16 protein-coding genes and 2 tRNA genes are annotated in these 17,196 nt (G+C 70.2%); 14 read left to right on the forward strand and 4 right to left on the reverse strand.

Features of this window, described 5'->3' with window-relative positions; all coding sequences use genetic code 11:
* On the reverse strand, positions 1 to 906 hold a 906-nt coding region (locus FrCorBMG51_RS24530), incomplete at its 3' end, for an EAL domain-containing protein (RefSeq protein ID WP_047221506.1).
* 530 nt (positions 907 to 1,436) lie between these two features.
* Between FrCorBMG51_RS24530 and FrCorBMG51_RS01350 the strand changes: the two genes are divergently transcribed.
* The 10 genes from FrCorBMG51_RS01350 to FrCorBMG51_RS01395 all read left to right on the forward strand — a co-directional run bounded on the left by FrCorBMG51_RS01350 (position 1,437) and on the right by FrCorBMG51_RS01395 (position 11,897).
* Positions 1,437 to 2,486, forward strand: a complete 1,050-nt coding sequence (locus FrCorBMG51_RS01350; protein ID WP_047221334.1) for a 3-isopropylmalate dehydrogenase — start codon at positions 1,437 to 1,439, stop codon at positions 2,484 to 2,486.
* Positions 2,487 to 2,720: 234 nt separating this feature from the next.
* Positions 2,721 to 3,650, forward strand: a complete 930-nt coding sequence (gene ilvE, locus FrCorBMG51_RS01355) for a branched-chain-amino-acid transaminase (protein ID WP_047221335.1) — start codon at positions 2,721 to 2,723, stop codon at positions 3,648 to 3,650.
* 442 nt (positions 3,651 to 4,092) lie between these two features.
* Positions 4,093 to 4,479 (forward strand): CBS domain-containing protein, encoded by a 387-nt coding sequence (locus tag FrCorBMG51_RS01360; protein ID WP_047221336.1) that lies wholly within the window; start codon positions 4,093 to 4,095, stop codon positions 4,477 to 4,479.
* A 126-nt stretch (positions 4,480 to 4,605) separates the two neighbouring features.
* The gene (locus tag FrCorBMG51_RS01365) at positions 4,606 to 5,283 is read left to right on the forward strand and encodes a Crp/Fnr family transcriptional regulator (protein ID WP_043603981.1); all 678 of its coding nucleotides are present in this window, start codon (positions 4,606 to 4,608) and stop codon (positions 5,281 to 5,283) included.
* 341 nt (positions 5,284 to 5,624) lie between these two features.
* A complete protein-coding gene (gene cimA, locus FrCorBMG51_RS01370; protein ID WP_047221337.1) occupies positions 5,625 to 7,223 on the forward strand; it encodes a citramalate synthase in 1,599 nt (532 codons plus the stop codon).
* 245 nt (positions 7,224 to 7,468) lie between these two features.
* Entirely contained in the window at positions 7,469 to 8,245 is a 777-nt protein-coding gene (locus tag FrCorBMG51_RS01375; protein ID WP_047221338.1) for an SEFIR domain-containing protein, read from the forward strand.
* Positions 8,246 to 8,250: 5 nt separating this feature from the next.
* On the forward strand, positions 8,251 to 9,180 hold the full coding sequence (locus FrCorBMG51_RS01380) for a CHAT domain-containing protein (RefSeq protein WP_338052674.1): 930 nt from the start codon (positions 8,251 to 8,253) through the stop codon (positions 9,178 to 9,180).
* Between the two features lie 52 nt (positions 9,181 to 9,232).
* The gene (locus FrCorBMG51_RS01385) at positions 9,233 to 9,436 is read left to right on the forward strand and encodes a hypothetical protein (RefSeq protein WP_047221340.1); all 204 of its coding nucleotides are present in this window, start codon (positions 9,233 to 9,235) and stop codon (positions 9,434 to 9,436) included.
* A gap of 51 nt (positions 9,437 to 9,487) precedes the next feature.
* Positions 9,488 to 10,306, forward strand: coding sequence for a hypothetical protein (locus tag FrCorBMG51_RS01390; protein WP_047221341.1), 819 nt, complete (start codon positions 9,488 to 9,490; stop codon positions 10,304 to 10,306).
* Positions 10,307 to 10,388: 82 nt separating this feature from the next.
* Positions 10,389 to 11,897 carry a Fic family protein gene (locus FrCorBMG51_RS01395; RefSeq protein ID WP_157180348.1) on the forward strand — a complete coding sequence of 503 codons (1,509 nt, stop codon included), beginning with the start codon at positions 10,389 to 10,391 and terminating at the stop codon, positions 11,895 to 11,897.
* Positions 11,898 to 12,034: 137 nt separating this feature from the next.
* Here the strand turns inward: FrCorBMG51_RS01395 and FrCorBMG51_RS01400 are convergent, their stop codons facing one another.
* Positions 12,035 to 12,289 (reverse strand): hypothetical protein, encoded by a 255-nt coding sequence (locus FrCorBMG51_RS01400; RefSeq protein ID WP_047221343.1) that lies wholly within the window; start codon positions 12,287 to 12,289, stop codon positions 12,035 to 12,037.
* Between the two features lie 215 nt (positions 12,290 to 12,504).
* Between FrCorBMG51_RS01400 and FrCorBMG51_RS01405 the strand changes: the two genes are divergently transcribed.
* The 3 genes from FrCorBMG51_RS01405 to FrCorBMG51_RS01415 all read left to right on the forward strand — a co-directional run bounded on the left by FrCorBMG51_RS01405 (position 12,505) and on the right by FrCorBMG51_RS01415 (position 13,691).
* The gene (locus FrCorBMG51_RS01405) at positions 12,505 to 13,284 is read left to right on the forward strand and encodes a fumarylacetoacetate hydrolase family protein (protein WP_047221344.1); all 780 of its coding nucleotides are present in this window, start codon (positions 12,505 to 12,507) and stop codon (positions 13,282 to 13,284) included.
* 203 nt (positions 13,285 to 13,487) lie between these two features.
* Positions 13,488 to 13,559: transfer RNA gene (locus FrCorBMG51_RS01410), tRNA-Gln, on the forward strand.
* A gap of 59 nt (positions 13,560 to 13,618) precedes the next feature.
* Positions 13,619 to 13,691, forward strand: a tRNA-Glu gene (locus FrCorBMG51_RS01415).
* Positions 13,692 to 14,159: 468 nt separating this feature from the next.
* Here FrCorBMG51_RS01415 and FrCorBMG51_RS01420 read toward each other — a convergent pair.
* Positions 14,160 to 14,465 carry a hypothetical protein gene (locus FrCorBMG51_RS01420; RefSeq protein ID WP_013874870.1) on the reverse strand — a complete coding sequence of 102 codons (306 nt, stop codon included), beginning with the start codon at positions 14,463 to 14,465 and terminating at the stop codon, positions 14,160 to 14,162.
* Positions 14,466 to 14,668: 203 nt separating this feature from the next.
* Here FrCorBMG51_RS01420 and FrCorBMG51_RS01425 point away from each other — a divergent pair, with 203 nt between their 5' ends.
* Positions 14,669 to 16,483 carry a sensor histidine kinase gene (locus FrCorBMG51_RS01425; RefSeq protein ID WP_047221345.1) on the forward strand — a complete coding sequence of 605 codons (1,815 nt, stop codon included), beginning with the start codon at positions 14,669 to 14,671 and terminating at the stop codon, positions 16,481 to 16,483.
* A 45-nt stretch (positions 16,484 to 16,528) separates the two neighbouring features.
* On the opposite strand, the gene FrCorBMG51_RS01430 is transcribed toward FrCorBMG51_RS01425, so the two are convergent.
* The coding region (locus FrCorBMG51_RS01430; protein WP_162233155.1) for a PASTA domain-containing protein at positions 16,529 to 17,196 on the reverse strand (668 nt) is incomplete at its 5' end.

The following is a 17,196-nucleotide window of genomic DNA, read 5'->3' on the forward strand; positions in this document are numbered from 1 at the left end:
GCGCGGCGGCCGGCCGTCCCCGACGCGGATCCGTACCTGTTCGAGCAGGCTGCCCACCCCCTCGCCGCGCCCGGTCCGCTGGGCGAGCAGCCGGATGCGCCTGGCGACCGCGGGGTCGAGGCGCTGCCAGTTCTGTGCGGGGCGGCCGAGATACCAGCCCTGCCCGAGCGGGACGCCGAGCCCGACGAGCACGGCCAGCTCCTCGTCACGCTCGATGCCCTCGGCGATCACCCAGGCGTCCAACCTGCGGGCGAAGACGTTGACCAGTTCGGTCAACGTCCGCCGCACCTGGTCGCCGTCGGCGCGGGCGACCAGCTCCCGGTCGAGTTTGACCAGGTCGGGGTGGACCCTGGCGATCTGGCGCAGCCCCGCGTAGCCGGACCCGACGTCGTCCATGGCGATGCGGCCGCCGCGCTCGCGCAGCGCCTGGATGGTGGTGGCCAGCTCAGGGGTCCGCTCGGCGCTGACCGTCTCGTTGAACTCCAGGACGAGCCGGCTGAGATCGGCATCGGCCCAGACCGAGGCAACCTCCGTGGTGGTCAGCAGGTTCGGCATGACGTTGACGCTGAGGAAGCAGTCGGGTGGCAGCCGTTCGCGAGCCGCCAGTGCCGCCCGCAGCACCCTGGCCTCGAAGCGGGCGGCGACCCCGGCGCGCTCGGCGGCGGCGAACCACAGGTCGGGTGAGGGCGCCGCGGCCGTCCCGAAACGCGCCAGTGCCTCGTACCCGGCGATGACACCACGCCGGAGATCGACGATCGGCTGGAAGACGATGCGCGGCTGCTCCGGATCGGCCAGCGCGTCGCGCAGCGCGTCGGACCACTCGTCCGCGGAACCGGTCGCGCGGACGGGACCGGTCACGCGGTGGGTGGCGGAGCGGACCGGTGGTGGCGTTGTTTCAACGATCATGCGTCGTACACTCCCTTGTGCCGTCGCATGCCACGCGTGCCCGACCGGGGGAGATGCCCGCTCACCTCCAGCCGGTTACGGAGCTGCTTGCCGAGGCGGTTGTGGTATGTGGTCGGTGCACTGTACGTGAGGACCTTTGTCGCCATCGGCGATTCATCGTGCGTGTCGCGCGCCCCGCGCCCATCCCGGGCATTTTCCGGCCGTCCGGAGGAAGTATGCGGAAAATTTTCGCGGAGAATCATGAGGAAATGTATGTCGAAAGCTTCGGCGTACATTTTGTCTGATTTTTCGGTATGTTTCCTGCGATCTGCCGGGAGATGCTGCGGCGCGTACGCCTGATCATCGAAGACGCCGTCGCCGACAGATGACCCGCACCCGCGGCGCGGTGGGCCCGGCGCGGTGGGCCCGACGCGGTGTGAACGTGGTGTGATCGTGCTGCGAACACGGTGCGAACACGCCACGAAGGCCCGCCACGGCTGCGGGCGGGGGTGGGCGCCGCGGGTGGGGGATGACGGATTACAGTCGCGTTCATGAGGCTTGCGGTCATCGGCGGGGACGGTATCGGTCCAGAGGTCGTCGCGGAGGGCCTGCGTGTCCTGCGTGTCATCGAGCCCAAGGTGGAGGCCACCGACTACGACCTGGGCGCGCGCCGCTGGTACGCCACCGGCGAGACCCTGCCGGACTCGGTGCTCGCCGAACTGCGCGAGCACGACGCGATCCTGCTCGGCGCGGTCGGCGACCCCGGGGTGCCCAGCGGCATCCTCGAACGCGGGCTGCTGCTGCGGCTGCGCTTCGAGCTCGACCATCACGTCAACCTGCGCCCGGTGCGGCTGTACCCGGGTGTGGCCACGCCGCTGGCCGGCGAGCACACCATCGACATGGTGGTGGTGCGGGAGGGCACCGAGGGCCCGTACGCGGGCGCCGGCGGTACCCTGCGCCGCGGCACCCCGTACGAGGTGGCCACCGAGGAGAGCCTCAACACCCGTTTCGGCGTCGAGCGCGTCGTACGGGACGCGTTCCACCGGGCGCGGGCGCGTCCCCGGCGGCGGCTCACCCTCGTCCACAAGACGAACGTCCTGACCAACGCCGGGGACCTCTGGCTGCGCACGGTCGCCGAGGTTGCCCCCGAGTTCAGCGAGATCCAGGTCGACTACCAGCACGTGGACGCGGCCTCGATGTTCTTCGTCACCGACCCCGGGCGTTTCGACGTGGTCGTGACCGACAACATGTTCGGGGACATCCTCACCGACATCGGCGCGGCGATCACCGGCGGTATCGGGCGGGCTGCCAGTGGCAATCTCGACCCGTCCGGGAAGAACCCGAGCATGTTCGAGCCGGTGCACGGCAGCGCGCCGGACATAGCCGGGCAGGGGATCGCCGACCCGACCGCCACCGTGCTGTCGGTCGCGATGCTGCTGGCGCATCTGGGCCGGACGGAGGACGCCGCCCGGGTGGAGGCGGCGGTCGCCGCGTCCCTGGCCGAGCGTTCCCGGCCGCGCAACGGCTACCTGCACGACCAGATCTCCACGCGGGAGGTCGGGGAGGACCTGGCGGCGCGGGTCGCCGGCTACACCGGTTGAGCCGGTAGGCAGGCCTGCGCCGGACGGCCGTGCAGCCCGTCCGGTGCTGTCCGTTGTCGTTCCTGCTCAGAAGGTGGTTATCCGTACGCGAGCTGATGCAAGCGGCCGGAGAAACGCTATTCTTTGAAGAGCCGTAGATCCGGTACGACGGCAGCCGACGGGGCCCGACCACGGCGAAGATCGGCGCGATCGTCACTCGCCCACACGCTTCGTCGCATACGCCTGGAGTCACCCGTGCCCATCACACCGACATCGAAGATCTGGATGAGCGGCCAGTTCGTCGACTGGGACGACGCCCACATCCACGTGCTCAACCCGACGCTGCACTACGGCTGGGGTGTCTTCGAGGGCATCCGCGCCTACCCCACCGCCCGCGGCAGCGCCGTGTTCCGGCTGACCGACCACATCGCGCGGCTGTACCGCAGCGCCAAGATCTACATGATGGAGCCGTCGTTCACGCAGGACGAGCTCGTCGCCGCCGTCAAGGAGACGGTCGCCGTCAACAGGGTCGACGCCTGCTACATCCGGCCGCTGATCTACCTCGGGTACGGGGAGATGGGCCTCAACCCGCTGCCCTCCTCGATCGAGGTGATGGTCGCGGTCTGGCCCTGGGGCGCCTACCTCGGCGCCGACGCGGAGGAGAACGGCTGCCGGGCCACCGTGTCCACCTGGCGCCGCAACGACAACAACATCATTCCGCCGGCGGCCAAGGCGTCCGGGCAGTATCTCAACTCGTCGCTGGCCAAGGTCGCGGCGCTCAAGGCCGGTTACGACGAGGCCATCCTGACCAGCCCCAACGGGAACGTCGCCGACGGGTCGGGCGAGAACGTCTTCATCATCTCGGAGGGCAGGCTGATCACCCCGCCGCTCAGCGACGGGCCGCTCGGCGGCATCACCCGGGCGTCCATCATGCAGATCGCCGCGGACCAGGGGTACGAGGTCCGCGAGCAGCACATCGTCCGCACCGACCTGTACCTGGCGGACGAGGCGTTCTTCACCGGGACGGCGGCCGAGATGGTGCCGATCGTCGAGATCGACGACCGCCCGGTCGGGGCGGGCCGCCCCGGCCCGATCACCCGCGAGCTGCTTGAGCTGTTCCACCAGGCGACCCGCGGGGAGATCGACCGTTACAAGAACTGGAACGAGCTCGTCCAGGAACCGTAGGGCTCCGCGGGCCGTCTCCGGCGGATCGTCAGTCGCGCCACGGGCCAGTGCCTGGACGGTCGATATCCGCCGGAGATAGTTCTGGCCCCGGTCGGCCCGGTCGGCCCGGTCGGCCGGGCATGTCGTGACGGCCGGCCTGCCGGCTGGCCGGTACGTCTGACCGCACTGTCGTGTGATCACGCTTTCGCACGGCCGTCGCGGCCGGGTGGCACGAGCGGATGCCACGGGGCCGGCGGGCGGGATACAGCCGTGTTCCGCCCGGATTCCGGCTTTGTTCGACTTGGGTTCCGCTCGGGTTCCATCCGGGTTCTGCCCAGGTTTCATCCAGGTTCCGCCCACGGACCGTTGTTTGTCGTGACGGTCTGGTCAGCGGACCATTCCGCGCCTACTCTCTCCTGTCAGGCTCTTTTTCACAAGTGCACAAGCCCCGGGGAGAGGCGTGATGCGGGTTTCCGACGGGATGACCAGTCCGGTACTCATGATCGGCCCGAACCACACCCTGCGTCAGGCGGCGCGGCTGATGGCAGCCCGGAAGGTGGGCGCGGCCATTGTGCGGGACGTCGACGGCGAGGGGTACACCATCCTGACCGAACGTGATGTTCTGATGTCGGTGGCGGCCGGCCAGAACCCGGACGTCGAACTGGTCGGAGATCATGTCGCCCGGGACGTCGTGTTCGCCGATCCCGGCTGGCCGCTGACGGAGGCTGCCGGCGCGATGCTGCGTGGCGGGTTCCGGCACCTGATCGTCTGCGATCGGGGCGACGTGGCCGGCGTGTTGTCCATGCGCGATGTAGTGCGTTGCTGGAGTACCCAGCGGGTGTCTGTTTAGGGAGCAGTGTGCCTCTGTTTGGTTGACTGTTCCTTCTGTGTCGTTTTTTGCTCCATCGACGCACATCACTGCACAAGGGGGGCACCGGGCGCCCACATTTCCCGACATTGGCGCTACGGTCACGGTGTGCAGGAGGAAGAGGTAGTCGCGCTGCTGCGGGCGACCACGTTGCTGAAGGAATTGGACGAGCCGGCCCTGGCGCGCCTCGCCGCACGATCCGTCGTGCGCCGATATCGCCGCGGTCAGGTTGTGCTTACTGAAGGTGATCCCGCTGACACGTTGCTCGTAGTGGCCTCCGGCCGCCTGAAGGTACTCACGACCGCCGACGACGGCCGTGACCACGTCCTGAACATCGCCGGTCCCGGCGACACCCTTGGCGAGCTCAACATCGTCGAGGCCGGCCCGCGCTCGGCCAGCGTCGAGGCGCTGGAACCCAGCGAGGCCGTCGTCCTCGACCGAGCCGCCGTGTGGGAGCTGGTCCGGGAGCGCCCGGCCGTCGCCGAACAGCTCATCCGGGCGCTGGTGGCTCACGTCCGCCGGCTGACCGGGGCAAACGCCGACCTGGTCTTCCTCGACCTGCCCCGGCGTGTCGCCAAGCTGCTGCTGATGCGGATGCGGGAGTCCGGGCGTCCGCTGATCGAACTGGGCCTGACCCAGACCGAGATCGCCTCCCTGCTGGGTGGCTCACGCCAGTCGGTCAACCAGGCCCTGCGAGAGTTCGAGAAGCGCAACTGGATCCTCGCCGAGGGCCAGACCGTCACCATCCTCCAGGTCGAACGCCTACGCCGCTTCGCCGGCGACTGAGGGGCCTCCCCCAAATAGTCGCTTTCGCGACTATTTGGGGGCCCCTGCCTCTTGGGCGGGCCGCCGTCCGGGGCTTTTGGATCATCTGATGATGATCCAAAAGGTGGAGGTCGGTCTGGGTGTGGTGCGGGCTTTGTCGTGAGCTGGGGGATCGCGGGCTTCTGGGCGGGTGGCGCCGTACAGTGGGCAGTCGGCGGTGAACCCGCCATCGTCGCGCGTGCCGGCTGCCCACCCACGCCGCCGGGCGCGTGACACCCCGCGGATCCGCAGGTCCGGATCCACAGATCGCGATCCGCGGATGGCCGACTACCCGCAGGTGATCCGCAGCTGAGAGGCACGCCGTGCAGCCAGACGATCCCGACTCCTTTCACGTCTATGACACGACGTTGCGTGACGGGACCCAGCAGGAGGGGCTGTCGCTGTCGGTCGGCGACAAGATCGCGGTAGCTCGGCACCTCGACGAGATCGGGGTCGGCTTCATCGAGGGCGGCTGGCCCGGGTCGAACCCGAAGGACGCCGAGTTCTTCCACCGCGCCCGCACCGAGCTGAGGCTGGAGCACGCCCTGCTCACCGCCTTCGGCGCGACCCGCCGGGCCCGCACCACCGCCGCCGACGACCCGCAGGTCGCCGCCCTGCGGGAGGCTGGCACGGCCGTCGTCTGCCTGGTGGCGAAGTCCGACCGCCGGCACGTCGAGCGCGCCCTGCGCACCACCCCCGCCGAGAACCTGGCGATGATCCGCGACACCGTGGCGCATCTGCGCGCCGAGGGCAAGCGGGTGTTCGTCGACGCGGAGCACTTCTTCGACGGCTACCGAGCCGACGCCGACTACGCCCTCGAGGTGGTCCGGGTGGCGGCCGAGGCCGGCGCCGAGGTCGTGGTCCTCTGCGACACCAACGGCGGGATGTTGCCGACGCGTATCGGCGACGTTGTCTCCGCCGTCCGCGACCGCACCGGCGCCCGGCTGGGCATCCACTGCCACAACGACACCGCCTGCGCGGTCGCGAACACGCTGGTCGCGGTCGAGGCCGGCGTCACCCACGTTCAGGGCACCGCCAACGGCTACGGCGAGCGCTGCGGCAACGCGGACCTGTTCAGCGTCGTCGCCGGGCTGGAGACCAAGCTCGGCCGCCGGGTGCTGCCCCCGGGCAGGCTGCGCGAGCTGGTCCGGGTGTCGCACGCCATCGACGAGATCACCAACTCCGCGCCGGACGCCCACCGCGCCTACGTCGGCGCGAGCGCGTTCGCCCACAAGGCCGGCCTGCACGCCAGTGCCGTCAAGATCGATCCGGACATGTACCAGCACATCGACCCCGCCGTGGTCGGCAACGACATGCGGATGCTGGTCTCGGAGCTCGCCGGCCGGGCCACCATCGAGCTCAAGGGCCGGGAGCTGGGCCTGGACCTCTCCGGCCAGCGGGAGGCGCTGGGGAGGGTCGTCGACCTGGTCAAGGAGCGGGAGGCGGCCGGCTACACCTACGAGGCCGCGGAGGCGTCGTTCGAGCTGCTGCTGCGCGACGAGACCGAAGGCCCCCGGCGGTTCTTCACCCTCGAGTCGTGGCGCGTGATCGTCGAGCGGCGGCCGGACGGCGAGGTCGTCAGTGAGGCGACCGTGAAGCTCGTCTCCAACGGCGTGCGGCACGTGTCCACGGCCGAGGGCAACGGCCCGGTCAACGCCCTCGACCGGGCCCTGCGTGAGGCCCTGGAGAAGAGCTACCCGGGCCTTGCCGACCTCGACCTGGTCGACTACAAGGTGCGCATCCTCGACGGCAGATCCGGCACCGGCGCGGTGACCCGGGTCCTGGTCGGCACCAGCGACGGCCGCGACCGCTGGGACACCATCGGCGTCGACGAGAACATCATCGCCGCCTCCTGGGAGGCGCTCCAGGACGCCGTCACCTACGGCCTGCACCGCCAGGGCGAGCAGATCGTTCCCAAGTAGCCGTTTCATGGCGCTTCGGGGTGAGTGGCAACGTCCGGGGCGACTGGCAGCAGCGCATCATCAGCGCATTATCAGTCCCGATGTCAGCATATGAATGACTTGTTCAACTTTTATCTGAACTGACCGTTTTCCGTATCGGTGAGAGGGCTGTCACCGAAGCATGCTTATGATTCCCCTTGTATGGCGATGGCGGGGGACGGCGTGAGGGACAGCGCAGGCAGCGGTGCCGGTATGGTGATATTCCGGTGACGGATCGTCCGCCGCGGGTGTTTCTCTCCTATGCCCACGAGTCGCCCGAGTACGAGAATGTCGTCCGCGATCTGTGGATCTTCCTGCGGGCGCGGGAGATCGACGCGAAGCTCGACCTGTCGGCGAACGAACGCCGGCAGGACTGGCCGTTGTGGATGCTGGCCGAGGTCCGTGAGTCCGACCATGTGCTGGTCATGGCTTCGCCGGAGTACCGCCGCCGCAGCGAGGGCGAGGCTGCCGCGGACGACGGCCGCGCGGTGCTGTCCGGCACGTCGCTGGGGGAGCGCGTTACGGCGCTGCCGCCCGGGCTCGGCACGGTGTGGGCGTCGCTGCCAGGGAGCCCGGCGGAGGCGGACGCGCGCCTGTCCCAGGCCGGTCACCGGTTGCGGGAGGCGCTGCTGGACGCCGACGCCGCGCGGCGGCTGACCGAGCTGATCGACACGTCTCCCTTCGGCACGGCCGTGGACGTCGTGGTGGAGGCCGACGGCCCGGCGCTGGCACTGCCCTACGAGCTGCTGCGGCTGGCCGACGGGCGGCTGCTCGCGACCATGCCCGGGGTGCGCTTCACCCGCAGGGCCGCCGGGTTGCGCCGGGCCGCGACCGGCCCGCTGAAGATCCTGGTGGCGGTGGCCGCGCCGGAGGAGACCCGGACGAATAACCCGCCGCTCGACGTCGAAGCCGAGATGCAGGCGATCATCGATGCTGTCCGCGGGGTCGCGGGGTCGCGGGGTCCGGGGCCGCGCAGGTCACGATCCTCGAGGTCGCTGGACTGAAGCAGATCGCCGACGCGCTGAGCGGCCAGAGCACGGACGGCGACGATTTCTACCACGTGCTGCACCTGTCCGCGCACGGCTCGGCGTCCACGGTGGAGCTGGAGGACGAGGACGGCAACCCGGTGCCGGTCCGCGCCGAGGAGCTGGTGGACGCCCTGAAGGGTGCGTCCCGCCCACTGCCGCTGATCGTGCTGTCGTCCTGCTCCGGCGCGACCGCGAGCCCGCCCGGCCCGGACAGCCCGGCCGGCTCAGCGGGCTTGGACGGCTCAGTAGACCCAGGCGGTTCAGCGGATCCGGTCGGCTCAGCGGGCTCGGATGGCTCAGCGGGTCCGGATGAGCCGGCCGGCTCGGACGGGCTGGCCGCGACCCTGGTCCGGCGTGGCGCCGACCGGGTGGTGGCCATACAGACGACCGTCACCGACCGTTACGCGACCGATCTGGCCGGGGTGTTCTACGAGGAGCTGGCCACCGGCCGGGCCGGCTCGGTGCCGGCGGCCCTCGCCGCTGCCCGCCGGCAGGTGGACGCCGACCGGCGGACGGCCGCGCGCGCCACGGGCCGCCTCGCCCCGCCCGAGTACGCCACCGCGACGCTGCTGGCCGCGGCCGATGACCCGCCGCTGCTGGACATGGCCGCGGACCCGCGTCCGCTTGCCCGCCCGTTCGCCGCGCCGGCCGGTGGCACCGTCCGCGAGCTGGCCATGGGGGATCTGGTCGGGCGGCGCCGCGAGGTCCGTACCGCGCTGGACGTGCTGCGCGGCGGCCGGGCCGCGGTGGAGCGGTACGGCGCGGTCGCCGGCGTGGTGCTGACCGGGCCCGGCGGTATCGGCAAGACCTCTGCTCCTGCGGTTGCCGAGCCTGCGGACGCTGAACGAGACCGACCGGCGCACCCTGGCCCGGACGGTCGGCGGGCATCCGCGGCTGGTGGAGTTCGTTGACGCGTTGTTGCGCAACGGCGCCGCGAACCTACGGTAGGTCACTGAGCGGATCGTGGGCCTGGCCGACGAACTCGGCGTCGATCTCTCCGAGGATCGCACCTTCGATCGGGCGGTGGATGATGCTCTGCTGCTCGGCAGCCGCGACATCGTCCTGGAGTTGCTGCTCGCGACAGTGACCGCCGATGAGCGCTCACTGCTGCTCCATGCGGCGGTGTCGAACGTTCCCATGTCAGCCGACGATCTTGCATTCGCCTAGCTGGGTGAAGAACCTGACGATCAGCGGCGTCGGATGGTCTCATCGGCGGTTATGCGGCTCGCGGACCGGACACTGCTGTTACGTCTCGACGGCGATGTGCTCGTCCACCCGTGGATCGCCGCCCGGCTCGTCGACGTCGAGCCCGAGACCCGGGCAGAGCGGCACGGTAGGGCAGAGCGCATGCGGCTGGCCCGGCTCGATGCGGGACGCGGGGATTTCGCCGACGTGGTGGAGGTCGCCCGCCACCGCAGTGCCCAGCACAGGTTCGACGACGTCGTCGCATTCACGTTGGACGTCGCCGAGATGCTCACGGGCGAGTCGTCGGTGGCCGCGCTGCTGGGCGAGGTCGTGCCGATGGTACCGCCGGACAGCCGGGGATTTCTCGAGCTTGTCGATCGGGAACTCGCCGCGCTGCTGAACATCGGTATCACCTCGGCGGCGTGGGAGCGCGGCGACACCATGGTCGCCTCCGCCCGGCGGTTGGCGGAGGCGGAGGCGGATCCGACGGATAGTCAGGCGCAACGCGACCTGTCGATCTCCTACGACAGGCTTGCGGCGCTGGCCGTGAAATCGGGGGAAATCGATCAGGCGCGTGCCTACTATGAACTGGATCTGGCGATTGCCAGGCGGTTGGCGGAGGCGGATCCGGTCAATGCCGGCAAGCAGCATGATCTCGTGATTTCGCTCATGCAGCTCGGCCAGCTCCTGTCCGGTAGCGACGACCGTGAGCGCGGCAGTGCGATGCTGGACGAAGCGGCGCGGGTAGCACGTGGAATCGGCCTCGACATAGGCCCTCCGGAAGAGGTCGATCACAGCGGGAGAAGCCCACAACGTCGGCGATGGCCTTTCCGGAGATCGCGGGTGGGCTGATATGACGAGTCCGGGCTTCCCCGGTGCCTACTGGCGTGCATGCGTCATGATCGGTCCGTTTGGGGGCCGGTAGACTTTGATCGTGGTTGACAGTCGTGTGATCCCCTGGCGTGAGGTGCGTCCGGTGCCGACGGTCAACGGCGACCTCGCGCAGGCCCTCGCCACGGTCGACGCGCTCCAGCGGGCCTGGCAGGAAGCCGTGGCCACCGCGAGCCACGAGGACTTCACCGCGGCCCGGTACCGCAGCCTGCGGCGTCACGCCATCGAGACCGGCATCATCGAGCGTCTGTACGACGTCGAGTGGGGCGTGACCGAGGCGCTGGTCGCCGAGGGCCTCACGGCCGAGGTGGCGGCCCGTAACGGCGGGGTGGACGAGGATGTGCTTGAGATCATCCGCTCCCAGTTCGGCGCCCTGACCTTTCTCGCGGATGCGGTGCGTGACGGGGAGGATCTTTCGATCACGCTGGTCCGCCGGGTGCACACGGCGATCTGCGGCCGGCAGGCGACCTACGACGCGACGACGGCGTTCGGCCGGCCCGTCAAGGTACCCCTGCGTCACGGCGCATGGAAGGAACACCCCAATCATGTCCGCCGGCCGGACGACACGACGCTTGAGTACGTCCCGCCGGAGCACGTCCAAAGCGAAATGGACCGGCTGCTGGTCTATTACCGGGAGTCGGTAGGAACCCATCCCGTCGTGCGGGCAGCCTGGCTGCATCACGCCTTCATCGGTATCCATCCGTTCGAGGACGGCAACGGCAGGGTCGCCCGCGCTCTGACGCTTCTGGTGCTGCTGCGGTCGAAATACGCGCCGCTGGTCGTCGACCGTTTCACCCGCGCCGACTACATCGCCGCGCTCGACCGCGCCAACGACGGTGATCTGCGCGACCTCGTGCGCCTCTTCGCCCGGCTGGAGATCGTGGCTCTCCGATCGGAGCTCGAGCGTCCCGCCCGGCCCGAGACGGATGGCGCGGGAGCGGTGGACGTCGCCCGTTCCTACGTCGGACGGCTGCGAGCCGTCCGACAGGGCAGCGACCAGAACAAGAAGGAGCGGGCCGAGGATCTTGCTCGACGGCTCCAGAACCTTGTCGTGAACTACCTGACGGATCTGGGTGAAAGCATCCGGACGGAGTTTTCCGCGATTGATGAGGACACCCGGGCGAAGGTGCACACAGGGGCACCTCCGCAGCCCGAGGCGCACTGGTGGCGGGCGCAGATCATACGGGCGGCGCGCGAGGCCGACTTCTTCGTCAATCTCCGTGACGGAACCTGGTGGACGAACCTTCGCCTGCGGGTGCTGAAGCAGACCCTGCGTTTCGTCGCCGTCATCCAGAAGGTCGGGCATGGTGAAACCGGAGTGCTTGCGCTCACCGTCCTTGCTGAAATCGTCGCGGATGCCGAACCGGCACCGGTTGACGAGGCCGGTCCGGGTGGGCGGGTTCTGCCGGTACAGGCCCTACGGCCCACCGAAACGGAGAGCGCGACGTTCGTGTACACCGACGAGCCGGAAGCCCGCTGGCCGGAGGTAGCCGCTCTGCTCGATCACACGCTCGCCGCGGCCCTCGCCGTGTTCGCGGACGGACTGGACTGACGCCCGCCGACCGGGCTGACATTCGTCAGCCGGCCGGGCTGCTCGCTGACGGGACAGGCCGCCAACGTATGGACGATCTATGGATGGGAGCAGGCCGCGGACCGGACCCGTCGGGAACGGGCCGCGGACCCTTGGGGTTATTCCTCGATCTCCTCCCACCATTGGCACCACCAGTCGCCGCCGACGAGGATGCGCAGCTTGGGGTGCCAGCAGTAGGTGATGTCCTTGTCGGTGTCGAGGTAGTACAGGCAGTTGTCGCACCGCTCGGTGCCGTTGGGCTTGCCGCGCAGGATGGCGTCCTCGGCGAGGTGGCCGAGCTTGACGCTCAGTTCCTCGTCGATGGGCTTCGGCTCCGGCGCGCCGACATCGTAGACGGGTGTGATCTCGCTCACCTGGCTCCTTCCGGACTGGCGCTGTGTGGACGTGCACTGAGGGCGGGCGTGCACTGGGGTGCGCGGCTGAGGGTATGCGTGATTCGAGGGCATGCGAAACCGGTCCCACGCCCTCCTGCGATTGTGGCCTCCGCCGCCCGTTGGATGACGAACGGGCCGTTTCGGCAGCCCCACCGGCTTCGCCGGCCGCGGGTTGGCCGGTTAACGTCGGCAGGGTGCGTATCGCGAGGTTCACAGACGGGACGGAACCGGCCTTCGGCGTCGTCGAGGGCTCGGTCGAGACGGGCGAGGCCACCGTGGCCACGATCACCCCCCATCCGTTCGGCGCGTTCAGCTTCACCGGGGCCCGGCACGCGCTCGGCGACGTGCGGTTACTCGCGCCGGTGCTGCCCAGCAAGGTGCTGTGCGTCGGCAAGAACTACGCCGACCACGTCCGGGAGATGGGCGGGGACGCCGTGCCCCAGCGCCCGGTGCTCTTCCTCAAGCCGTCGACGAGCGTGGTCGGGCCGGGGGACCCGGTCGCGCTGCCCGCCGACAGCGACCGGGTCGACTACGAGGGTGAGCTTGCGATCGTCGTCGGGCGGCTGTGCCGGGACGTCCCGGCGGCCCGCGCGCTGGACGTCGTCCTGGGGTACACCTGCGCGAACGACGTGACCGCGCGTGATCAGCAACAGGCGGACGGCCAGTGGACCCGGGCCAAGGGGCATGACACCTTCTGCCCGGTCGGCCCCTGGATCGAGACCGATCTGGACGCCTCCGACCTGGCGATCCGCACCACCGTCGACGGCGAGCTGCGGCAGGACTCACGCACGAAGCTGCTGGTGCACGACATCCCGTCGCTGATCGCCTACATGTCGGCGGCGATGACGCTGCTGCCCGGCGACCTGCTGCTGACCGGGACCCCGGCCGGCGTAGGCCCGCTGAACCCCGGCCAGACCGTGGCCGTCACGGTCGAGGGCATCGGCACGCTCACCAACCCGGTCGTGGCCCGCTGACATCGGCCTGACCGGCCTGACCGGCCTGACCGGTGAGCGGCCTGAGCGGCTTGGCCGGCGTGTGGCCGGCCTGTGGCCGGTATGCCGGGCGGCGCTGGCGGGCCCGGGGAGCCGGGCCGGCGCGCCGACGGAGCGTCGGCGCGGTTGCCGCCCTGCTCCCCGTGCGGATGCGGTACAGTGGGCCTCGCCCGCAAGGGCAGCCTTGGGGTATGGGGTAATTGGCAGCCCAACGGATTCTGGTTCCGTTAGTCTAGGTTCGAGTCCTGGTACCCCAGCTTCAGATGTTCCTCGCTGTAGAGTGAGGGCCGTTTGAAGATGGAGAAAAGAACAGTTCGGCCCCGTCGTCTAGTGGCCTAGGACGCCGCCCTCTCAAGGCGGTAGCGCCGGTTCGAATCCGGTCGGGGCTACATCGGAATAGGGATGGCAAAGGCCGTCGACCTGAGTGATCATGGTCGGCGGCCTTTGTTCCGCGTCCGATCCGTTGTGCCGCTCGTGCGGCGGCCGGCCGCACCAGATACCTCGCCAGGTTCTGGCGTTGACCTCTGGTGGAGCCCATCCGTGCGCGGTTACGCTGATCTCCGACAGCGCGATCTCGCGATAACGCCGCGCCGGAGGCAGCCTCCGCGAGGCGTTCTCACGGGGCAGCGTTACGACGTGTGCGGCCAGGCAGGGAGGTGAGCGGGTGCTGTTCGACGAGGTGCTTGCCGAACCCGGTTTCACGCGGGACGACCTGTTGATCTGACAGGTCGTCATCGACATCAGGTCGATTGCTGTGAGCGAAGCGATATCCGTGGCGCTGTGAGACGGCTCTGTCGGGCCGCCGTGCCAGCCGGGCCGGCACGGCACCACCCGATCGGGCTATCGGACCACCGGGGCTATCGGACTACCGCGAGACGGGGGAGGGAGGCGGGATGACGGGCCATCGCGCACTCCCGGCAGCCGCAGGAGCTCGGGCCGCCGCGGCCGTGGACGGTCTCACCCGTCCGGCGGCCGGTAGTGATCAGACGCAGCCGGGGGACGGTGCCCTCGGCCGGCTCCTTCGTGGCCACCGCCTGCGTCGTCGCGGCGAGCGAGGGCAGCGGAGTGAGTGGGGTGAGCGGGGACGTCGGGCCGGCGCAGGTCGGGTCCATGGCGGCTGCGGCGCAGGTCGGGCTGGCAGCGGTCAGGGTCACGGGGAGCACAGGGTCCTCCTCCTACGGCGGCCCTTCCGAAGGCCACCTTGCAGCCCACAGGTTGTCGAAGTGGGCACGCACCGCGCCATGCCCCTTTTGAACCTGTTGCGGACTGGTGAAGATGGTCTAGTCCCAGGTAGGCATGCTTGGCATGGCACACCATCCTTGACGGCCATGGTGCGTCCGATGGTGATCGGTGCAGGATAGCCCGGATGTCCTCCGCGGCCCCTGTACCTGACCGGGCGCGGCGTCGCCACGGTGGTGCGCGCGCCGGCCGGGTTCGCCGTGTCGATTTGTCGGATTCCGGCAGCCGGTCCGCGGCGGTGGATCCCGCGAGCGTCACCAGTAAGATCGGCGAGGAGCTGCTGGAGTGGATGCCGCACGGGCGCGGCCTGCCCACCGAGGACTGGGTCGCCCGGCACCGGCTGCTGGTCTGGGTCCTGGCCGTCCACCTGCCCGCGATCGTTGTCTTCGCCTGGTACCAGGATTTCCGGATCTGGCAGGGCCTGGCCTCGACCGCCCCGTCCGCGGTGCTGCTGGGCGCGGCCGTCATGCCGGGTGTGCGCCGGCTGCGGGCGCTGGCCACCAGCCTCGGGCTGCTGTGCAGCTCGGTGGTGTTCGTCCACCTCTCGCACGGGCAGACCGAGGTGTACTTCCACTTCTTCGTGGTCGTGGCCCTCATCGCCCTGTACGAGGACTGGACGGTCTACCTGCTGGCGATCGCGTTCGTGTTCGTGGCGAACGGCGTGGTGGGCGACCAGATCGTCATGGCCGAGCGCACCGGGTCGTCCTGGGTGTTCGCCGCGGTCAGCGCGGCGTTCATCTGCGCGCTGGCGGCCGCGCAGGTGATCTTCTGGCATTTCAACGAGCAGGCGCGGCGGCGGGCCGAGCACTTCCGGGCGCAGCTCTACGAGGGGCAGCAGAGCCTGATGGCCCGCCTGGAGGAGACCGACCGGATCCGCAGTGACCTGGTCGCCACCGTCTCCCACGAGTTCCGCACGCCGCTGACCGGCATCCGTGGGACCCTGCTCACCATCAAGCGCCGGCGGGACAGAATGTCCCCGGCGCAGCTCGACGACATGCTCGACTCGGCGGTCAGCTACTCCGACCGGCTGTCCCGGCTGCTGGAGAACATGCTCACCGCGGCGACGGCCACCGGCACCGAGGAGAACAGCGTCGCGGACCTCCCCGAGGTCGTCAACGAGGTCCTCGCGACCCTGTCCTACACGCCGACGACGGCCGCCAACGTCACCGTCGACGTCCCGCCCAACCTGCCCGTGCGGATGGCCCGGCAGGCGCTGCACCAGGTCGTCGCGAACCTCGTCGACAACGCGCTGGTGCACTCCTGGCCGGGAGCGCCGGTACGGCTGATCGCCGGACGGGTGGGCGACGAGGTGATCCTGCGGGTGCGCAATCCCGGCCCCGACCTCGACCCGGCCACGATCCGCCAGCTCTTCGAGCCGTTCACCCAGCGGGACGGGACGGCCACCCGGGAGACCGACGGCGCGGGCATGGGCCTGTACGTCGTGCGGCGCCTGGTCGAGGTCCACGGCGGGCGGCTGCGGATGGCCTCCGAGGACGGGGAGATCATCGTCGAGGTCGACATGTGGGCGGCGGTGCCTCGTCAGGGCACGGTCGACCCGCGGCCTTCGGCGGGCGTCCGGGCGGCTTTCGACCGGTCCGCGGTGGGCGCTCGCGTCCCGCAACGGCCCACGCTGCCGCTGGCCCGCGAGTTCGGCCGTCACACCCGGCAGGGCCTGCGCCCGGGGGAGAACGGCCGGCCAGGCCTGCGTTCCGGTGAGGATGCCCGCCTCGGCCTGTGGTCCGGTGAGAACGTCCGGCCGGGGCTGCGGTCGGGCGAGGACCCCGAGCCGGGCCTGCGGTCGTCGTCGGGGGACGATGCTCGGTCGGGCCCGCGCGCGGACGAGGAGGCCCGCTCCCGGGCCGCCGAGGAGTCCCGGTCGGGTCTGCGGGCCGCTCCGCCGCTGTGGTCGAACCGGCCGCGCCCGATCGACCGTTCCGGCTGACCGACGGCCGTTACGGCTGGCCGGTGTGACGGCCAGCCTGGGTGATCAGCAGTTGTTCGCCTGCAGCTTCAGGCTCACCGGCTTGCTTCTGCCGTAGCTGGTCCCCGGCGCGACCGACTGGGTGACGACGGCCCCGATCTGTTTCGAGTTCAGGCACTCGTACACGTAGGGGATGTTGGTGAAGCCGACCTTCTTGAGGGTCGCCGCGGCGTCGTCCAGCGTCATCCCGACGACGTTCGGCACGTCCGAGCAGTCGTTGGCCTGCAGGTACAGGCGTACCGCGGACGTTGTCGCGATCCGCGTGCCGGCCACCGGGTCCTGGCGCACCACATTGCCCGTGTCGGGGGAGCGGTAGCAGTCGTACACGTAGGGGATGTTGCTGAAGCCGGCCCGGCGCAGGGCCGCGGACGCGTCGCCCAGCACCATGCCCCGCACGTCCGGCACCGCCACCCGGGAATCCGCCGGTGATGACGGTGGCGCCGGGGGCGGCGCGGTGCTCGGGGCACCGCCAGGCCCGCCGCCGGGGCCGGCCGGCCCGCTGGTTGGCCCGGCGCTGGCCTGCGTCGTGGGGTTCGCGGTGGGCAGCGCGGATACCGCCGCGGCCGTGGCAACCGCCGCCGGTGCCGGGCCGCCGGCGGCGCCCGGCCCAGAGGTGGCTACCGCGGTGTCCGGTGCGTCCGTCGTGGTGATCAGCGGCCCGCCCGCCACGGCGG

The sequence above is a fragment of the Protofrankia coriariae genome (assembly GCF_001017755.1).
Taxonomy (GTDB): Bacteria; Actinomycetota; Actinomycetes; order Frankiales; family Frankiaceae; genus Protofrankia; species Protofrankia coriariae.

Excerpts from the sequence above, each read along its gene's own strand:
- FrCorBMG51_RS01350 (WP_047221334.1), top strand. The coding sequence starts at position 1,437 with ATGAGGCTTGCGGTCATCGGCGGGGACGGTATCGGTCCAGAGGTCGTC.
- FrCorBMG51_RS01360 (WP_047221336.1), top strand. The coding sequence starts at position 4,093 with ATGCGGGTTTCCGACGGGATGACCAGTCCGGTACTCATGATCGGCCCG.
- FrCorBMG51_RS01390 (WP_047221341.1), top strand. The coding sequence starts at position 9,488 with ATGCGGCTCGCGGACCGGACACTGCTGTTACGTCTCGACGGCGATGTG.
- FrCorBMG51_RS01425 (WP_047221345.1), top strand. The coding sequence starts at position 14,669 with ATGTCCTCCGCGGCCCCTGTACCTGACCGGGCGCGGCGTCGCCACGGT.